The organism is Rhodococcus sp. PBTS 1 (assembly GCF_001620025.1).
Taxonomy (GTDB): domain Bacteria; phylum Actinomycetota; class Actinomycetes; order Mycobacteriales; family Mycobacteriaceae; genus Rhodococcoides; species Rhodococcoides kroppenstedtii.
This window is the reverse complement of record NZ_CP015219.1, coordinates 3,450,768-3,466,746: the sequence shown is the minus strand read 5'-3', so window position 1 is coordinate 3,466,746 and position 15,979 is coordinate 3,450,768. Positions and strand designations below refer to the sequence as shown.

9 protein-coding genes are annotated in these 15,979 nt (G+C 70.5%); 5 read left to right on the top strand and 4 right to left on the bottom strand.

Annotated elements, in window-relative coordinates; all coding sequences use genetic code 11:
• Positions 1-95 precede the first annotated feature (95 nt).
• A complete protein-coding gene (clpB, locus tag A3Q40_RS15800; protein WP_068103580.1) occupies positions 96-2,642 on the top strand; it encodes an ATP-dependent chaperone ClpB in 2,547 nt (848 codons plus the stop codon).
• 3 nt (positions 2,643-2,645) lie between these two features.
• On the opposite strand, the gene A3Q40_RS15795 is transcribed toward clpB, so the two are convergent.
• Genes A3Q40_RS15795 through A3Q40_RS15785 form a run of 3 tightly spaced genes read right to left on the bottom strand, consistent with a single transcriptional unit; the run spans position 2,646 to position 7,071 of the window.
• On the bottom strand, positions 2,646-3,836 hold the full coding sequence (locus tag A3Q40_RS15795) for a GTP-binding protein (protein WP_068103579.1): 1,191 nt from the start codon (positions 3,834-3,836) through the stop codon (positions 2,646-2,648).
• 29 nt (positions 3,837-3,865) lie between these two features.
• Positions 3,866-5,599, bottom strand: a complete 1,734-nt coding sequence (locus A3Q40_RS15790) for an EAL domain-containing protein (RefSeq protein WP_068103577.1) — start codon at positions 5,597-5,599, stop codon at positions 3,866-3,868.
• Positions 5,600-5,658: 59 nt separating this feature from the next.
• On the bottom strand, positions 5,659-7,071 hold the full coding sequence (locus A3Q40_RS15785) for an amino acid permease (protein WP_068103575.1): 1,413 nt from the start codon (positions 7,069-7,071) through the stop codon (positions 5,659-5,661).
• 142 nt (positions 7,072-7,213) lie between these two features.
• Here A3Q40_RS15785 and A3Q40_RS15780 point away from each other — a divergent pair, with 142 nt between their 5' ends.
• Positions 7,214-8,017: a hypothetical protein gene (locus A3Q40_RS15780; protein ID WP_068103573.1), complete on the top strand. Its 804-nt coding sequence runs from the start codon at positions 7,214-7,216 to the stop codon at positions 8,015-8,017.
• 90 nt (positions 8,018-8,107) lie between these two features.
• Here the strand turns inward: A3Q40_RS15780 and A3Q40_RS15775 are convergent, their stop codons facing one another.
• Positions 8,108-13,576 (bottom strand): ATP-binding protein, encoded by a 5,469-nt coding sequence (locus A3Q40_RS15775; RefSeq protein WP_068103564.1) that lies wholly within the window; start codon positions 13,574-13,576, stop codon positions 8,108-8,110.
• 263 nt (positions 13,577-13,839) lie between these two features.
• Here A3Q40_RS15775 and A3Q40_RS15770 point away from each other — a divergent pair, with 263 nt between their 5' ends.
• The 3 genes from A3Q40_RS15770 to A3Q40_RS15760 all read left to right on the top strand — a co-directional run bounded on the left by A3Q40_RS15770 (position 13,840) and on the right by A3Q40_RS15760 (position 15,976).
• Complete coding sequence (locus A3Q40_RS15770; RefSeq protein WP_068103562.1) at positions 13,840-14,484, top strand: hypothetical protein; 645 nt, start codon at positions 13,840-13,842, stop codon at positions 14,482-14,484.
• 27 nt (positions 14,485-14,511) lie between these two features.
• Positions 14,512-15,306 carry an SDR family NAD(P)-dependent oxidoreductase gene (locus A3Q40_RS15765; protein ID WP_068103560.1) on the top strand — a complete coding sequence of 265 codons (795 nt, stop codon included), beginning with the start codon at positions 14,512-14,514 and terminating at the stop codon, positions 15,304-15,306.
• Between the two features lie 73 nt (positions 15,307-15,379).
• Complete coding sequence (locus tag A3Q40_RS15760) at positions 15,380-15,976, top strand: hypothetical protein (protein ID WP_157889634.1); 597 nt, start codon at positions 15,380-15,382, stop codon at positions 15,974-15,976.
• Positions 15,977-15,979 lie beyond the last annotated feature (3 nt).

Sequence of the window (15,979 nt, the reverse complement as noted above, 5' to 3'; positions counted from 1 at the left end):
CTGCGCGGAGCGACGGCAGGAAAGTTGAGTGGAATGGACTCAGGTGCGGTAGTGTTGTTCCCGTCGACGGAACACGACACGAAGGAAGGTGACCGGTGGACTCGTTCACTCCCACCACCAAGACCCAGGCGGCACTCACCGCTGCCCTGCAGTCGGCCTCCGCAGCGGGTAACCCGGACATCCGCCCGGCTCACCTGCTCGTGGCCCTGCTCGACCAGACGGACGGCATCGCCGGTCCGTTGCTGAAGGCCGTCGGGGTCGATCCCGGCGTCGTGCGCAAGGAAGCGCAGACGCTGGTCGATCGCCTGCCCACGGCCACCGGCTCCACCACGCAGCCGCAGCTCGGCCGCGAGGCCCTCGCGGCGATCACCGCGGCGCAGCACCTTGCCACCGAACTCGACGACGAGTACGTCTCCACCGAGCATCTCGTGGTCGGACTGTCGAGCGCGGAATCCGACGTCGCCCGGCTGTTGCGGAACCAGGGAGCCACGGAAGAGGCGCTCCGGGACGCGTTCACCGCGGTGCGCGGCAGTGCCCGCGTGACCAGCCCCGATCCGGAGGGCACGTACCAGGCGCTCGAGAAGTACTCGACCGACCTCACCGAGGCTGCGCGCAGCGGCAAGCTCGACCCGGTCATCGGGCGCGACACCGAGATTCGCCGCGTCGTGCAGGTGCTCAGCCGCCGCACGAAGAACAACCCGGTGCTCATCGGTGAGCCGGGCGTCGGCAAGACGGCCATCGTCGAAGGCCTCGCCCAGCGCATCGTCGCCGGCGACGTCCCGGAGAGCCTGCGCGGCAAGACCGTGGTGTCGCTCGACCTCGGATCGATGGTCGCGGGCGCGAAGTACCGCGGCGAGTTCGAGGAGCGGCTCAAGGCCGTGCTCGACGACATCAAGAACTCCGCCGGCCAGGTGATCACGTTCATCGACGAGCTGCACACCATCGTCGGCGCGGGCGCCACCGGTGAGTCCGCGATGGACGCCGGCAACATGATCAAGCCGATGCTCGCCCGCGGTGAGCTGCGGCTGGTCGGCGCGACCACGCTCGACGAGTACCGCAAGTACATCGAGAAGGACGCCGCCCTGGAGCGGCGATTCCAACAGGTGGTGGTCGGGGAGCCGTCGGTCGAGGACGCCGTCGGCATCCTGCGTGGCCTGAAGGAGCGGTACGAGGTGCACCACGGCGTGCGCATCACCGACTCCGCGCTGGTCGCGGCGGCCACGCTGTCCGACCGGTACATCACCTCGCGCTTCCTGCCGGACAAGGCCATCGACCTGGTCGACGAGGCCGCGTCGCGGCTGCGCATGGAGATCGACTCCCGGCCGGTGGAGATCGACGAGATCGAGCGCGTCGTGCGGCGGCTCGAGATCGAGGAGATGGCGCTGGCCAAGGAGACCGACGACGCGTCCCGCTCGCGGCTCGAGAAGCTGCGCGCGGAACTCGCCGACAGCAAGGAGAAGCTGGCCGAGCTCAGCACCCGGTGGCAGAACGAGAAGAACGCCATCGACTCCGTGCGCGACCTCAAGGAGCAGCTCGAGACGCTGCGCGGCGAGTCCGAGCGGGCCGAGCGCGACGGCGATCTCGGCCGGGCCGCCGAGTTGCGGTACGGCCGTATCCCGGCCCTCGAGAAGGAGCTCGCGGAGAAGACCGCCGAGAGCGCCCCGCAGGGCGACGTCATGCTCAAGGAGGAAGTCGGACCCGACGACGTCGCGGACGTCGTGGCGTCGTGGACCGGCATCCCCGCGGGACGCATGCTCGAGGGCGAGACGGCCAAGTTGCTGCGGATGGAGGAGGAGCTCGGTCGCCGGGTCGTCGGACAGGACGAGGCGGTGCAGGCGGTGTCCGACGCGGTGCGTCGGGCGCGGGCCGGCGTCGCCGACCCCAACCGGCCCACGGGATCGTTCCTCTTCCTCGGCCCGACGGGCGTCGGCAAGACCGAGCTCGCGAAGTCGCTCGCGCACTTCCTGTTCGACGACGAGCGGGCGATGATCCGCATCGACATGAGCGAGTACAGCGAGAAGCACTCGGTGGCTCGCCTGGTCGGCGCGCCTCCCGGCTACGTCGGGTACGACGCGGGTGGTCAGCTCACCGAGGCCGTGCGGCGTCGGCCGTACACCGTGGTGCTGTTCGACGAGGTGGAGAAGGCTCATCCCGACGTCTTCGACATCCTGCTGGCGGTGCTCGACGAGGGTCGACTCACCGACGGTCAGGGTCGCACGGTGGACTTCCGCAACACCCTGCTGATCCTCACCTCCAACCTGGGGGCGGGCGGCGATCGTGACCACGTCATGGCGGCGGTGCGGGCGGCGTTCAAGCCCGAGTTCGTCAACCGACTCGACGACGTCGTCATCTTCGATCCGCTGTCGGAGGAGCAGCTGCAGTCCATCGTCGACATCCAGCTCGACCAGCTGCAGCACCGCCTGGCGGCGCGGCGGCTCGAGCTCGACGTGTCGCCGTCGGCGCGCTTCTGGCTGGCGGTCCGTGGCTACGACCCGCAGTACGGTGCGCGTCCGCTGCGTCGTCTGATCCAGCAGTCCATCGGCGACCAGCTGGCCAAGGCGCTGTTGGCCGGGCGGATCACCGATGGGGACACGGTGCACGTGAACGTCGACACGGATGCCGACACGCTCGTCGTGTCCTGAGTATCAGCCCACCGCGTGCAGGTGGGTCTCCACCGTCCAGGGTGGGAGCGGGTCCGGCCACCGTCGCCAGGTGTCCGGGCCCGCCGCCGTTTCGGCGTCGGTGAGCAGGGCGGACGCCAGAGCGCGATGCACGGCGTCGGCGTTCAGGCGGATGCCGATGAGGACGATCTCCTGGCCGGGATCGAGGTCGATCTCGGTCCAGGGTCCCGCGCCGTCGATGGTCATGGTGGGCCCGGCCTGCGACCACACGGCCGCACGGTCGGCGCGGCTGGCGACCCAGCAGAAGCCCTTGCTGCGCAGGATGCCGGTGAGCCCGGCGAGAACGTCGGCGAGGCGCTGGGGGTGGAACGGCCGGTCGGCGCGGAACACGGTCGAGGAGATGCCGTATTCCTCGGTCTCGGGCGTGTGCGTTCCCGCCACCTCGTCGTCCCAGCCGGGGGCGGACAGAGCCGCCACCGGGTCGTAGAGGCCGGTGTCGATCACGCGGGCCGGGTCGACGGCGCCGTCGACCACGCGGACGATGTCGGCTCGCGGGTTGAGCCGGCGGACGGCGGCTTCGGTGGCCCCGGCGAGGGTGTCCGAGACCAGGTCGGTCTTGGTGAGCAGGACGACGTCGGCGAATTCGACCTGGTCGACGAGAAGATCGGCGATGGACCGATCGTCACCGGGGACGACGCCGGCGCCGCGGCTGTCGAGGGTGTCACCGCGGGAGATCTCGGCGAGGAAGGTGACGGCGTCGACGACGGTGACCATCGTGTCCAGTCGGGCGACGTCGCCGAGCCTCGTGCCGTCGAGGCCCCGGGCGAGGGGGCTGTCGTCGTCCGGGGCGAACTCCCACTCGAACGACGCGGCGACGGGCATCGGCTCGGAGATACCGGTCGATTCGATCAGGAGGTAGTCCACGGTGCCCGCGGCCGCGAGGGCGGCGACGGATTCGACCAGATCCTCGCGGAGTGTGCAGCAGATGCAGCCGTTGGTGAGTTCGACGAGCTTCTCCTCGGTCCGCAGCAACGTCGTGGCCTTCTCGGCGGCGCTGCCGTCGACCAGGCGCGCGTCGATGTTGATCTCGCTCATGTCGTTGACGATCACGGCGACGCGCAGTCCGACGCGGTTGGTGAGGACGTGCTGGAGCACGGTGGTCTTGCCGGCGCCGAGGAAGCCGGAGAGGACCGTGACGGGGAGGGGTGCAGACATGCGGGGCACGGTACCCTTATCGACAATGGTTATCGATAAGAGGGTGGCGGTGCGGGTCGACCCAGCAGGTATCCCTGCACCATGTCGGCCCCGACCTCGGCGGCGACGGCCAGCTCCGCCTCGGTCTCCACACCCTCGAAGACGGATCGCGCGCCGATCTCGCGCGTGAAGGTGGTGATGGACACCGCCGCCGCGCGTCGCATGGGGTCACGGTCGACCCCGCGCACGATCGAGGCGTCGAGCTTGACCACCGCGGGTTCCAGTTCCACCAGCTGACGCAGTCCGGAGTACCCGGACCCGACGTCGTCCACCGAGATCACCACCCCCGCCGCCCGCAGAGCCGCGATCGCGGCCCGCACGGACGCGTAGTCGTCGATCCGGTCGTGCTCGGTGATCTCGAGGATCAGCCGCCGTACGGGAAGGTGGGCGGTCATCGCCGCCGCCAGCTCGCTGGAGACGAGCGTGGCCGACGAGGCGTTGACCGACAGGAAGGCATCGGCCGGCAACGCGGTCGAGTCGCGGAGGGCGTTGGTGATCGCGGCCATCTCCAGCTGCACCCGCAGACCGACCGTCTCGGCGTCGGCGAACCACGTGACCGGGGATCCGCTGCCGGCGGGGAAGCGCGACAACGCTTCGTAGCCGACGATCGCGAGATCGGCTGTGGCGCACACGGGTTGGAAGACGATGCGCGGCCCGCCGTCGGCCACCAACGTCGACACGGCGCGGTGGACGTCGCCGTCGGACCGGGACGGCGCGGTTCGATGCATCGCGGCCTGCGCCCGCGACAGTGCGCGATGCAGAAGTGTGCCGGGATCCTCGGCGGCGGTGAAGGGTTCGACGACCGACCCGACACGGACGCCGGCGGGTGCGCTGCGCAGCGGAGTCGTCGTCACCGTCGCCGCGACGTGCTGCACGGCGGACTCGGCGCGATTCTCGGTCACCGGGAAGACCGAGAGAAGGTGGTCGGCGTCGAGACGCGAGACCAGGGCGTCGTCGGGTGACGACGCCGTGAGCCGCTCGGCCATCTCCACCACGACATCGTCGACGACGGCGTGTCCGTAGCGTTCCTCGAGGTCGGACAAGGCGACGACCTCCGCCGTCACGACGCCGAGCGCCCGTCCCGGCGGGACCGCGCGGGCGAGGGCGGTGACCCGGTTGTAGAGCCCGCGCCGGGTGAGCAGGCCGGTCACCGGATCGCGCTGCGACTCGTCCACCTGACGTCGCAGGAACGCCACGTAGTAGCGCATCACGAAGGGGGCGGCGAAGAGCGCAGCCACCGACAGCAGGTGCGTCACCACGAACCATCGGTCGACGTTCGAGGTCAGGGCTCCCACCGCGAACGCCGTCAGGACGACGGCCGAGACCGTCACCTGGATCAGCAGGATGCGCGGCGAGGTGAACGCCGCCGCGTACATCGAGATCAGCACCAGCGCCGAGCACGAGGGGATCGCGGAGAACGGTGAGGAGTACACCGCGAGCACCGAGACCACACCCACCGTGGCGTAGGCGACGAAGGCCGTCTCGAACCACGGCGGCCGGCGCCCGGCGATCCAGAACGCGGCCACCGGAAGGGTGGTCGCCGCCGCGACGATCACCACCACGTTCCCACCCGGTCGCAGGGCATCCGCCGGAAGCAGCGTCAGACCGGACGCGCCGACGAGGACGGTCACCAGGGCGATGATCAGTCGCGACCGCTCCGCCGGTTTCGGTGTCATCACCAGGAACGACAGAACCGGATCGGGGCTGATCCGCTGACTGATCACGTCGGACTCGCTTCGGGTGGCCTGACCTCGACGCGGGCTGCGCGGGTGGTGCGACGAAACTACCGCGCCGCCGTCGTTTCGCCGCTGTTGTCGACGGCCGCGGACGAGGTTCCGTGCCGTTGCCGGAGAACTCCGGCCGCGACCGTGGCGGCGGCCAGAATGCCGGAGAACAGGATGGCCGTTCGCTGATCGGGAAGAATCGCCATCATCACCAGGACCGCCACGATGAAGCCCATCGCGAGATACGTCAGCCACGGGTACAGCCACATGCGGACCGGCGGCCGACGGCCTTCGCTGTCGAGGGTGCGTCGCAGCACCAGCTGGCTGGCCGCGATGGTGAGGTAGACGAACAACGCCACCGCCCCGGTGGTGGCGAGCAGGTAGCCGAAGAGCTTCTCCGGCAGCACGTAATTGCCCACGACGGCAACGAATCCCAATGCCGTCGACGCCAGCACCGAGACGTAGGGAACGCCACGGCCGGACACCCGACGGACCGCCGCCGGGGCGTCGCCGCGTTCGGACAGCGAGAACAGCATGCGGCTCGCGGTGTAGAGCGCCGAGTTCAGACACGACGCGACGGCGGTGAGGATGACGACGTCCATGATGCGGTCCGCGTGCGGAATGTTCATGGCGCTCAACACGAACTGGTACGACCCGGTGCGCGCGTCGAGTTCCTGCGACGGCACCAATGCCACGATCACGAAGATCGATCCCAGGTAGAAGATCATGATGCGCCAGATGACGGAATTGACGGCGCGCGTGATGCCCTTCTTCGGGTCCGGAGACTCGGCCGCGGCGATGGTGACGATCTCGGTGCCCATGAACGAGAACATCGTCGTGAGCATCGCGGCGATCACCGCGCCGAATCCGAACGGCATGAAGCCGCCGTTGTCCCACAGATTGGACACGCCGCTGACGCTGCTGCCCGGCAGCAATCCGAGAATGGCGAGGACGCCGAGTGCGATGAACGCGACGATCGCCACGACCTTGATCAACGCGAACCAGAATTCGAACTCGCCGTAGTTGCCGACGCTGAGCAGGTTGGTCACCGTCAGCGCGAGGGTGATCGCCAGGGCCCAGATCCACTGCTCGCCGCCGAGCCACGAGTTCAGGATCAACGCCCCGGCCGTCGCCTCGACCGGGATGACCAGCACCCAGAACCACCAGTAGAGCCAGCCGACCGAGAAGCCGGCCCAGTGGCCCAACGCGCGATGCGCGTAGGTGGAGAACGAGCCGGTGTCGGGATTGGCCGTCGCCATCTCCCCGAGCATCCGCATCACGAGCACGACGAGGACACCGGCGAAGAGATAGGACAGCAGGACCGCGGGCCCCGCGAGGTTGATGGCCGTCGCGGACCCGACGAACAGTCCCGCGCCGATCACCCCCGCGATGGAGATCATCGTGACGTGGCGGGGCTTCAGCGAGGTCCCGAGCGATCCGGTGTGCGGATCGACGCTCCGGTCCGTGGACATGGCACTCCTGGTGAGAGGTGAGAATCCGAGTCGACCACACCGGCTCTCTTCGCGCCGCGCCGGTGCTCGAAGTCGTCCCATTTGCCCCGATTCCCGTCCGGACACGTGGTTGTCGGGCCGTCGGCTCCCTACCCTCGTCCCTATGAGCAGCACTTCCGACGGCCGCGACGGACGCGAGGGCCGGGGCGATCAGCCCACCGAGTACCTCGGCCACACCTCCGATCCGACAGAGGCGTACGGGTCGCAGGGAACGGGCCGAGCCTGGGGCGAGACCGGCTACCGACCCACCGAGGCCCTGCCCGCCGGGCAGTACCCGCCCGATCCCTACGCGACGGGGCAGTATCCACCCGACCAGTACCCGGCGGATCCCTACGCGACGGGGCAGTATCCGACCGGCCAGTACCCGCCCGGCCAGTACCCGCCCGAGCGGTACGGCGAGGCGCCGCCGCTCGACGGGTCCGGTGGGGGCGGTCGCGGGCCGAACAAGGGACTGATCGTCGGCGTCGTCGCCGCCCTGGTCATCGCCCTGGTCGGGCTGGGAGCCTGGCTGCTCTACGACTCGCAGTCGTCGACGACCACCGCCGCACCCGCCATCACGCCGCGGTCCTCCGCGCCGTCCACCACGACCACCGTTCCGCCCACCACGGCACCGGAGACGACGCCGTCGGTGCCGGGCCTCGAGCAGCTGCCCGGTGGTCTGGGCGAGGCGCTCGGGACGCAGGGAGCGACAGTGGGACGCATCGTCTCCAACGACGGCACGACCCTGGTGCTCGAGGCGATCGGGGGGTCGACGGTGACCGTCGCGACCACCCCGCAGACGCGGGTCCTCGCCCTCGGCGCCGGGTCCGTCGGTGATCTGCGGCCCGGCACGTCCGTCGTGGTGCAAGGGTCGCCGCTCGAGAACGGCACCATCACCGCGGAGGTCATCGTCAGCGGCGGGTTCTGACTTGCCCTGATCCGACCCGCCCTGCCCCGACCCGCCCTGCCCCGTCCCGCACCGGGGCGGGGCCCGGCGGGGGCCGGGGAGGGGAGAGCGTCAGCTCCGGGCCATACCCCGTTCGATCGCGGCGACGATCTGCGGACGGAGTTCGGCGGCGGCCACGATGTGGTGGACCGACCCGACCTCGCGGGCACGCTCGATGTTGTGCACCGCCTCGAACTCCGCGGCCACCTCACCCAGCTTCTGCGACCGCACGGCGGTGCGGGTCGCCGACAGCTCGACCTGCAGTCGTGCGCGCTCCGCGTCGTCCTCGGCGTCGTTCATCCGCGCCTCGAGGTCACGCACCGACGGGTCGCCGGCGGTGCGCTTGTTGACGTCGCGGGTGAAGACCACGGCCGCGGCGGGGGCACCGCCGAGCACCGAGGCGAAGGAGCCCTCGACCGCGAGCACCTCCATGTTCTCGTTCAGCGCTCCGGAGAACACCACGAACGCGCCGCCGTGGTAGCGCGAGACCACGCAGAAGACGATCGGGCCGTCGAAATTGACGATGGCGCGGCCGATCTCGGCGCCGTACTCGAGCTGCAGGTTGCGCAGGGACTCCGGTGAGCCGTCGAAGCCGGAGAGGTTGGCCAACACCACCAGCGGACGGTTTCCGCTGGCCGCGTTGATCGCTCGCGCGGTCTTCTTCGACGAGCGCGGGAAGAGCGTTCCCGACGTCCACTGGTCCGGTCCGTCCGTCGGGAACCATCCCTTACGGGCGATGGCGCGGGACTCGATGCCGACGACCGTCACCGGGTAGCCGGCGAGGTGGGCGTCGAAGACGACGGAGGTGTCCGCGTCGGCCATGTCGGCCCACCGCTCGAGCACCGCGTGGTCCTGGTCGACCACCGAGCGCATGACTGTGCGAATGTCGAAGGGCTTCTTGCGCTCCGGGTTCCGCTCGGCGGAGAAGATGTCGCCGACGGTCTCGAAGTCGCTCGACGGGTGCACGTGCGGGTACGTCCGCACGTCGCGGTCGACGGGGTCGGTGGTGGCGGCACGACGCGGGAAGCGTTCTCCCGGTGCGCGGTACGCGTGCTCGTAGTGGGCGAAGAGCACGTCGCAGGCGGCACCGAGGTTCGGGGCCCAGTACTGCGCCTGCCCGTTCGGGCCCATGACGCGGTCGTACCCACCGATACCGAAGTTGTCCTCGGCGGAGACGCCACCGGAGTAGTCGAGCGACTGCTTGCCGGTCAGCACCATCGCGCTCTCGGGCGTCATCACCAGGATGCCCTTGGTGTGCATGAGCATCGTGGCTTCGGCGTTCCAGTACGGCTGCGCGCCGACGTTGATGCCCGCGACCACCACGTTGATCTCGTGGCCGGCCTGGGTGAACGTGATGATGCGGCGCAGGGCGCGCGAGACCCAGTCCATGTTCTCGGTGCCCGAGTCCATGGAGATGGTGGCGCCGGAGGACAGCGCGAACCATTCGACGGGGACGTCCATCTCCTCGGCGAGGTCGATGGCGGCGACGACGCGGGCGCACTCGGCTTCCGCGACGGTGCCGAGCGCCTTGGTCGGGTCGCCGAACAGCGCGACGCGGGTCATGCCCTCGGGGTACAGCGCCGTCGGCGTCGAGATCAGGCCCGCGATGATGCCGGCCGTGTTCTGGCCGTACGGCCGGGCGATGGGCTGCAGGGCACCGGTCTCGTCCAGGTCGTACTCGGTGAACGATCCGTCGCGCTTGGTGAGCACGGGAATCAACTCGTACGGGTAGACGGTGCCGCGGGCCTGGGACCGCTGCACGTTCTGGGTGTAGGTGTCCAGCGGGCGCATCGGCTCGGTGGGCGGCTCGGTGATCCGGGTGACCACGCCCGTGCCGGGGCGGTAGGAGAACCGCAGGGCCTGGCGGGTGGGCTCGGCGCCGGGACGCACCGACACCCGCGCCATCATCGTGATCTCCTCGAGGCCGGCCGCGACCGTCAGCGGCGCGAGATGCCGTGCGACGGTGCGCAACTTCTCGAGCGGCAGGTCCAGCACCGGCCAGACGTAGAGCACCACGCGGTTGTGGTCCAGACGGCGGTTGCCGCGACGCGACTGCGCCCGACGGATGCCGTCGAGGCACGCGGACAGCGTGCGCTCGATCGCCGGGACCGACACCACGTTGCCCGCGGCGTCGAATTGCACCGTGGCGTCGCGGATCTCGGCGAGCGCGATGAGGCGCTCGTCCTTCGGGTTGTCCTTCGCGACGACGTCGAACAGGAACGTGCCCGGCGTCGACGGGATGCGGACGCCGTCGAAGTTCTTCAGGCGCCACAGATCCAGACGCTGCCCGGTGAGCGGGTGCAGGTCGCGCAGCGACGAGTCCTCGGCGAGCGCCGAGCGGTCCGCCGTCGGGCGGAAGGTGACCTGGTGCGTGATGCCGGTGCCGCGACCGAAGACGGTGACGGTGACCCGGCGCCACCCGGTGACCGCGGTGTGCGCGGCGAGGGCGGTCTGCAGATCGGCGGCCAGGGCGTCGCCGTCCTCCGGCGCGTCGGCCCACGAGAGGTACAGGTCGACGGCGAGGTTCTGCGGCTCCGGCCCGGCCGTCGTGGCGACGGCGTCGAGCGTGTCGGCGAGGCCGGCGCGATCGGTCATCGTGGCGAGGAGGGAGACCTTGCCGCCGACGAGCGTGAACGTGCCCGAGACGTAGTGCCGCCCTTCGCGATCGAACGCCTTGACGTCCTCGAAGTCGCGGATCTCGTAGTACTGCCGCGTGATGACCTCGAGCAGCGCGCCCGGATCCGAGACCCGCTGGGACAGCAGTTCGACCAGGGGCTCCTCGGTGGCCACCAGGGCGTCGATGCGCTCCTGGTGATCGTCCGCGTCGGGACGCTCGGCGAGGTACTGCAGCGAGCCCCGCACGCCGTCGTACACCTGCTCGCGGGCCTTGCGGATCTGCGGCTCGTCGAACAGCTGGAAGCGCAGGTTCCGGGCGACGTCGCCGATCACCGGGTAGCGCACCTGCGTGGCGACGACCAGCCGGTCCAGCACCTCGGCCACGTCACGGGTGGCGTCCGGTGCCACCGACGGGTCGGCGATCCAGCGGTCGAGCAGGGCGGCGATGACGGGGACCTGATTCTCGATGCGCTGCTGGGCGAGGAAGAGCCGGTAGACGGCTTCCTCGAGATCGCGGCCGCGCTCGAGATCGGTCTTGTCGTAGTGGCGCAGCGCGCGAGTCAGCTTGTCGCGGAACGAGTCCGGCAGCGCGTGCACGTCGGGGTCGAGCGAGCCGAGGAAGGCGTGGAAGTGCTCGCGCGGGCTGTGCACGCGCTCGTCGGTGCCTTCCTCGTCCATCGTCGGCCGGTTGCGCGTCAGCTCGCACACGTCGGCGAACGTGGTCAGCAGGTCGAGCTCGGATCGCACCAGATCGGCGTCGCGTCGCGGCAGGGCGCCGCGCAGCGCGTCGTACTCGCCGAGCACGGCGTGGGCCCGCGCCGCGGAGACGTCGAAGCCGCCGATCAGCGCGCGCACCTCGTCGAGGAGGGCCAGCGCCGCGGCGCGGTCGTCGCGGTCGACGTCGCTGCACGGGGTGCGGAACTCCACCCGCGCAGTCGTGGACGCCGCGGCCTGCTCGCCGACGGGCTCGACCCGCAGCAGTGCCGCACCGTTGTCCACCTGCGCGTTGACCGTGGCCAGCACCTCGGTGACCCGACCGGCCGTCGTGGCGCGGACGGCGGTCTCCATCTTCATGGCCTCGAGCACCACCAGCGTGGCGCCCGCCTCGACCTCGTCGCCCACGGCGACCGGCACGGCGACGACCACGGCGGGTGCGGGAGCGCGGACCAGGCCGGCCTCGTCCTGCGTGATCTGGTGGCTGACACCGTCGACCTCGACGAGGTAGCCGGCCGGGCCGGGCACCGTCACCAGCGAGTACCGCGTGCCGTCGACCTCGGCGCGACGTTCGAACTCGCCGAGCCGCTCGAGGTCGATGGTGAGTTCCTGGCCGTCGACCACGGCGAGGTAACGGTGCGGACCGATCTGGCCGACCGTGATGCGGTAACCCTGGCCCTGATAGTTCAACTCGACCGTGCGGCCGATGTCGTGGCTCGCGCGGGGGCGTCCGCCGCGGGCGGAGAGCAGGAACTTGGCGCGCTCGCGGGCCTCGTCGGCGTCGTACGCGTCGACGGCCGCCGCGACGAGCGCGATGTCGGCGACACGGGTCGGTCCGTCGGCCGTCCCGGCGCCGGTGCGATCGAGCCAGCCGGTGTCGGCGGTCGCGTCGATCAGTTCCTCGCGGTCGAGCAGATCGAGGAGGAACGACTTGGTGGTGGTGCCGCCGTCGATGACGACGGTGGTCTCGCGCAGGGCGGTCCGCAGGCGGGCGAGCGCCTCGCTGCGATCACGTCCCCAGGCGATGACCTTGGCGACCATGGAGTCGTAATCCGGTGGGATGACGTCGTTCTGGGCGATACCGGTGTCGACGCGCAGACCCGAGCCGAGGGGGAACTTGAGCAGCTGCACGCTGCCCGGGGCCGGGGCGAAGCCGTTGTCGGCGTCCTCGGCGTTGAGGCGGGCCTCGACCGCGTGGCCGAACTCGCCGGGGCAGTCGCCCTCGAGCTTCTCGCCGCGGGCGGTGCGGATCTGCAGCTTCACCAAATCGATGCCCGTCGTGACCTCGGTGATGGGGTGCTCGACCTGCAGGCGCGTGTTGACCTCGAGGAACGTGAAGATCTTCTGGTCCGGCTGGTAGAGGTACTCGACGGTGCCGGCGCCGTGGTAGCCCGCCGCGCGGACCAGGTCGGCGGAGACCGCGCGGAGATGGTCGGCCTGCTCGGCGGTGAGGACGGCCGAGCTGGATTCCTCGATGACCTTCTGGTTGCGACGCTGGATCGAGCAGTCGCGCACACCCGGCGCCCACACGTTGCCGTGCTGGTCGGCGATCACCTGCACCTCGACGTGGCGGGCCTCGGTGACCAGCCGCTCGAGGAAGACCACCGGGTCGCCGAAGGACCGCTCGGCCTCGCCCTGGGTGCGCTCGAGCGCGAGCTCGAGCTCGTCCTCGGCGTAGACCTTGCGGATGCCGCGACCGCCACCACCGCTGCGCGCCTTGATGATCAGCGGGTAGCCGATGGCCGCCGCGTGACGACGCGCGTCGGCACGCGTCTCGACGGGACCACCACTCCACGGGGCGACGGGGACGCCCACCTTCTCGGCGAGGATCTTGGCTTCGACCTTGTCGCCGAGCAGGCGCATCGCTTCGGCGGTCGGGCCGATGAACGTGATGCCGAGTCGGTCGCACACCTCGCGGAAGGCGGGGTCCTCGGCGACGAAGCCCCAGCCGACCCACACGGCGTCGGCGCGCGCCTCGATCAGGGCGCGCTCGAGCTCGGCGTGGTCGAGGTAGGGGTTGCCGGGGCCGGACTTGCGGAGGGTCACGGCCTCGTCGGCCTGGCGCACGAACATCGCCCGACGCTCGGCGTCGGTGTGCAGCGCGATCACCGTGAGGGGGTGCTCCGGGGCGTCGGCGTTGAGTTCGCGTACGGCTCGGATGAGGCGCACTGCGGCCTCGCCTCGGTTGACAACTGCAATACGTGTGAACATGCGCTCCGCCGGGTGTCAGGGAATGGGTCTCGGTGTGGTCTGGCCGACGCTCGCTGTCGTGTGTCCTCGTCGACTCTCGCGGACCAGTGTGACGGCCTCGAACCGTACTGGCGAGTACAACCAACGACGCCGCCGGGAGGTCATGATCGGTCACTGACCTCGAAGAATGCGTTACCGGCGGGTATACCGACGGGTAGAGAAGGCTCGCGCCAGCGCCGCCCGGCGGGATGGGGGAGTGTCGCCCGGGCGTTAGACTGCGGGCGATGACAGCTGTGTGGTTCGGCCTCGCTCTGATCGCGCTCGCGGGTGCGATCGCGCTGCTGTACATCGACCACGCCCGCCGCGGGCAGCTCGGCCGGGTGCGTCAGATGTGGGCCAAGGCGCAGGGTTATCGCTACACCCCGTCCGATCGCGCGCTGCCCGGGCAGTTCTCCCGCGCGGCCCTCGCGAACCAGGAATTCCTCACCGCCGTCGACGTCGTCGAGGGCGTGCGCCGGGGCGAGAAGTTCCTGTTGTTCGACCTCGAGGACACGGTCACGGTGGTCGCGGTGCGCCGCGAGGTGGGCTCCGACGTCGACCTCGATCTGCGCTCGCGCACCGATCCGCCGCCCAAGGACGCCGATCTCGCGTTGCTCGGCGCGCTCGGCCCCCGCATCGTCTTCGCGACGGATCTGGACGTCGCGCGTCGGGTGTGCGACCGCCGGATGGCGGCGTTCACCGAGTCGGTCCCGAGCGCGGTGCAGCTGCTCTGGAGCGAGGGCGAATGGACTCTCGGGACCCTCCCGCTGCAGAGCTCCGGACGCGACTGGGACGCGGCGATCGACACCGTCACCCGGTTGTCGGGACTCCTCCACGTCCTCCCACCCCGTCGTGCGATCTCCGAAAGCCGTTCCGCGGCCGACGAGTGAGCAACCTCACCGATTAGGGTCGAGCTCATGACGCGTCCCTCTCGGTCCGGAAAGCCCGTCGCGCTCGTCACCGGCCCCACGTCGGGCATCGGTGACGGGTTCGCCCGCCGCCTCGCCTCTCGGGGCCACGATCTGGTGCTCGTCGCCCGCGACGAGGACCGGTTGCAGGCCCTCGCCGCGGAGTTGAAGGACCGGCACGGCGCCGACTCCGAGGTGCTGGTGGCCGACCTCGCCACCGCCGACGGCCGGGACGCGACCGTCGAGCGCGCCGCCGCCGGGGTGGACTTCCTCGTCAACAATGCGGGCTTCGGGACGTCGGGCGAGTTCTGGAGCGCCGACCCCGCACTGTTGCAGTCGCAGCTCGACGTCAACGTCACCGCCGTCGTGCAGCTGACCCGCGCCGCGCTGCCGTCGATGGTGAAGGCGGCGTCGGGAACCATCGTCAACGTGGCCAGCGTGGCCGGCCTGCTCTCGGGGCGCGGCTCGACCTACTCGGCCTCCAAGGCGTACGTCGTCTCTCTCACCGAGGGGCTGTCCGGGGGCCTCGCGGGAACCGGTGTGCGCATTCAGGCGCTGTGCCCCGGCTTCGTCCGGACGGAGTTCCACCAGCGGGCGGGCATCGAGATGTCGTCGATCCCCTCGTTCATGTACCTGTCGGTGGACCAGGTCGTCGACGCCTCGCTTGCCGACCTCGACAAGGGGCGGGTGCTCAGCGTGCCCGGGCTGCAGTACAAGGCACTCACGACGGCGTCGCGGCTGATCCCGCGGTCGCTCGCACGTCGGAGCGCCTCGAGCGTGGGGAGCGCGCGGGGACGGACGTAGGCGTCCCGGGTACATCTCACTGACTCTCGACCTCAGGTCGACGGTTGGGGTTCGGCCGGTTTATGTTCGTCGTGTGACTTCTGTGGCTCCTGTGGTGTTGACGGTGGTGGCGGCGACGCTGGTCGTGACGCTGGCGTGGCTGGTCTCCGTGGTGCGTCGTGCGCGTCGCACGGTGGACACGGTGGTGGCCGGGCTCCATCTGCTCGAGGTGGCTCTCGACCACCGCCGACTGCTGGTCCCCGAGCTCGCCCGCGCCGCCGTCGGCGCCGAACTCGACCGCGAGGCGATCAACCAGGCGGTCGGCGCGCGGTCCTGGTCGGCGATCGTGCGCGAGCGCCGCGTCGACCTCGGTGCCCGCGCCGCCGCGGAGAACGCCCTGTCCGCCGCGGTGCATCACCTGGTCTGCGCGGGTCGGGAATCGGGCCGCGTCCGGTGGGATTTCACCTCGGCCGCATCCGAACTCGACGCGCTCGAGCGGCGGATCGCCGGGGCGGTCCGCGTCTACAACGCGCACGCCGCGGCCCTGTCCGGTCTGGTGCGCTCACCGCTGACCGGGCCGGTGGTGCGGACGCTCGGCATCGGCGCCCCCGACCTGTTCGTCGAGACGGCCACGGCCCCCGTCCACGTCCTCGAGGTACCGGACGTGCCCGCCCCGGCGCTCGCGGCGTGAGTG